This window comes from Pseudomonas sp. RIT-PI-S, assembly GCF_025642975.1.
GTDB lineage: Bacteria > Pseudomonadota > Gammaproteobacteria > Pseudomonadales > Pseudomonadaceae > Aquipseudomonas.
On the sequence record NZ_JANZKJ010000005.1, the window covers coordinates 82,932 to 86,053 of the forward strand.

The following is a 3,122-nucleotide window of genomic DNA, read 5'->3' on the forward strand; positions in this document are numbered from 1 at the left end:
TGGGTAGCGCCTCGACCAGGAGCCGTGCCGTGAACCCCTATCAATGCCTGCCGCCGCGCGCCTTCTGGCGCAGCGCGGTCGCCGACCAGCCCGCGATGAATATCGGCGAGCTGTGGCAACCTGCCTTCGCCATCGACCCCAAGGACGCCATCGTCACTGCCGGTTCGTGTTTCGCCCAGCACATCGGCCGCGCGTTGGTGGAGCGCGGCATGCACTGGCTGGATGCCGAGCCGGCGCCGGCCGAGCTGTCGCCAGCGGCCTGCAAAGCCCACCACTACGGCGTGTTCTCCTTCCGCACCGGCAACCTGTACACCCCCGCGATGCTGCGCCAGTGGCTGGAATGGGCACTGGGTGCGAAGGCTGTGCCTGAAGAGGTATGGCACCAGGGCGGGCGCTGTTTCGACCCGTTCCGCCCGGCGATAGCACCTGATGGCTTCGCCAGCGAAGACGCGCTGCGGGCCGACCGCGCGCGCACCCTCGCCGCCATTGGCGATGCCGTACGCCGCGCCAAGGTGTTCGTGTTTACCCTCGGCTTGACCGAGGCCTGGGTCGACCGCCACAGCGGCCTGTTCTATCCGCTGTGCCCGGGGACGGTGCGCGGGACCTTCAACCCGCAGGTCCATGAATTCCACAACTTCGGCTTCGCCAACACCTACCGCGAGATGACGGCTGCCCTGGCGCTGATGCGCTCGGTCAACCCAGGGCTGCGCCTGCTGCTGACCGTGTCGCCGGTGCCCCTGACCGCCACCGCCACGGGCCAGCATGCGCTGGTGGCGACCACCTATTCGAAATCGGTGTTGCGCGCGGTGGCCGGGGAACTCTGCGAAAGCCACCCCAACGTGGATTACTTCCCCTCTTACGAGATCATCACCGGCACGCCGTTCAAGGGCGCCTTTTACCAACCCAACCAGCGCGAGGTCACCGCCGAGGGCGTGGCGTTCGTGATGCGGCAGTTCTTCGCGGGCCTGGACGCCACCCAGGCGTTCAGCTCCACCCCTACCCCCGGCAATCGCCTGCCCAGTGAGGACCTCGCGTGTGAAGACGCCCTGCTCGATTACTACGCCAAGCCCTAGGTTCCTGTTGCTGGGCGATTCCCACGCCGGCGTGATCGGCAACGCTGCCAAGGTCCGAGGCGTGCCGTGCGGCGGCGGCCCGCTGGGCGCAGGGCGGGATTTCGCCACGGACTTCTTCCGCCTGGCACCGGGGGACATCATGTTCCGCGAGGCTGAAATGGATCGCCTGTACCGCCAGGCCTTGGCCGAAGCCAATGCCCCGGCATTGGGCGAGCTCGACGTACCCTTGGTCAGCACCGTGGGGTTGAGCCTGCATTTTCTGGCCACGGCGCATAACTGGCTGTGCTATCAGGGCCCCGATGGCGAATTCGACCCTGGCTTTCTCGACGGCACGCTGTTCGCCGCGCTGATGGCCACCGTCTCGGCGCCGGCCCTGGCGTTCTATGAACAGGCGTTAGCGCTCGAGCTCCGGGTGCTGGCGGTGCTGCCGCCGCAACGGGTGCCAGACACCGCGGACCCACGGGTGTTCATGGCCGCGCAGCGATGGCTGATCGATCGTTTGCAAGGGCTGGGCGTGGAAGTGATCGACGTACGCGCGGCCGCCAACGACGACAGCGGCCTGCAGCATCCCAACTTCTGCGAAGCGAACGACCCCCTGCACGGCAACCAGGCGTTCGGCGACTTGATCGTCGAACGGCTGTTGCAGGCCGGCCTGTAACCGCGCACGCCGTCCATTCGCGGGCTCCGCCCGCTCCCACAGACGCCGCACCTGCCCACAGAGCGCACCCCCCCACTGTGGGACCGGGCAAAGCCCGGGAACCTGACAGCCATGCAAGCCAACCCCTACAACCTCCCACACAAGCCACACCCAGCCCCACAGAGCGCACCCCCCACTGTGGGACCGGGCAAAGCCCGGGAACCTGACAGCCATCAAGCCAACCCCTAAGGTCTCCCACACAAGCCACACCCAGCCCCACAGAGCGCACCCCCCCTGTGGGACCGGGCAAAGCCCGGGAACCTGCCAGCCATGCAAGCCAACCCCCTACAATCTCCCACACAAGCCACACCCAGGCCCACAGAGCGCGCGCCCCCACTGTGGGACCGGGCAAAGCCCGGGAACCTGCCAGCCAGGCAAGCCAAGCCCCAAGGTCTCCCACAAAAGCCACACCCAGCCCCACAGAGCGCACCCCCCCCCCACTGTGGGACCGGGCAAAGCCCGGGAACGGCTACGAACCCTGGGGTCGGGTGCCGAGGATTGTCACCCGTTCGCCGTAGCGCGAGTGCGGGAAGTAGTCCCACACCGCATGGTGCTGGGTGCAGCGGTTGTCCCAGAACACCAGGGTGTTGGGCGCCCAGCGCACACGGCAATGCAGGATCGGTTCGCGTGCCACCAGGTCGAACAGCATGTTCAACAGCGCCTGGCTCTCACCGCCGGCCAACTGAACGATATGCGAGGTGAAGCCGGGGTTCACGAAGAGGCTCTTGCGCCCGGTATCAGGGTGGCGCACCACCACCGGGTGTTCGGTTTTCGGCAGGCCGGGCGGCGTTTCGAAGCCCTTCCAGGGCATCGCCCCGTCATGGATCGCCGTCAGCCCACCGAGAAACCCTTGCATGGCCGGCGACAGCATCTCCAGCGCCAGGTGCATGTTGGCGAACAGCGTGTCGCCGCCGCAGCCGATGGCCGGTGTTTCCTTCACGTATAACAGCGAACCCATGGAGGGTTCCGGGTCGGCAGTGCCGTCGGTGTGCCAGGCCTCACCGGCAACGTAGCGCGACTGCGCGTTGGCGCGGATCACCACCAGCTCCGGGTCGTCGCCGTCGATGTCCTCCAGCGGCAAAGCGCGCAAGGTGCCGAACAGCCGCCCGAACGCCTTGTGCTCCTCCACGCTCAACTGCTGGTCGCGGAACACCAGCACATGGTTTTCCAGCAGCGCGCGGCGGATCTCCGCCAGTTGTGAGTCGCTCAATGGCCGGGCCAGGTCGACGCCGGTGATTTCGGCGCCGATCACCGGGGTCAGGCGCTCCACCCTGAGGCTGCGATAGGGTGCGCGCTGCTCGCCGGCGATGCGTTCGATTGCGTCAAGTGCTGATTGATCCATGTTCCCTCAC

The 3,122-nt window shown here is 67.1% G+C and carries 3 protein-coding genes; 2 read left to right on the forward strand and 1 reads right to left on the reverse strand.

Annotated features, from left to right (window positions below):
- Positions 1-29 precede the first annotated feature (29 nt).
- Complete coding sequence (locus OGL93_RS09625) at positions 30-1,073, forward strand: GSCFA domain-containing protein (protein ID WP_263262409.1); 1,044 nt, start codon at positions 30-32, stop codon at positions 1,071-1,073.
- Positions 1,036-1,731 carry a hypothetical protein gene (locus OGL93_RS09630; RefSeq protein WP_263262410.1) on the forward strand — a complete coding sequence of 232 codons (696 nt, stop codon included), beginning with the start codon at positions 1,036-1,038 and terminating at the stop codon, positions 1,729-1,731. Before OGL93_RS09625 ends, OGL93_RS09630 begins: the two co-directional genes overlap by 38 nt.
- A gap of 508 nt (positions 1,732-2,239) precedes the next feature.
- Here the strand turns inward: OGL93_RS09630 and OGL93_RS09635 are convergent.
- Positions 2,240-3,112: a TauD/TfdA family dioxygenase gene (locus OGL93_RS09635; protein WP_263262411.1), complete on the reverse strand. Its 873-nt coding sequence runs from the start codon at positions 3,110-3,112 to the stop codon at positions 2,240-2,242.
- Between the last annotated feature and the right edge of the window lie 10 nt (positions 3,113-3,122).

Coding starts and splice junctions, on each gene's coding strand:
- OGL93_RS09635 (WP_263262411.1), bottom strand. CDS start 3,112: ATGGATCAATCAGCACTTGACGCAATCGAACGCATCGCCGGCGAGCAG.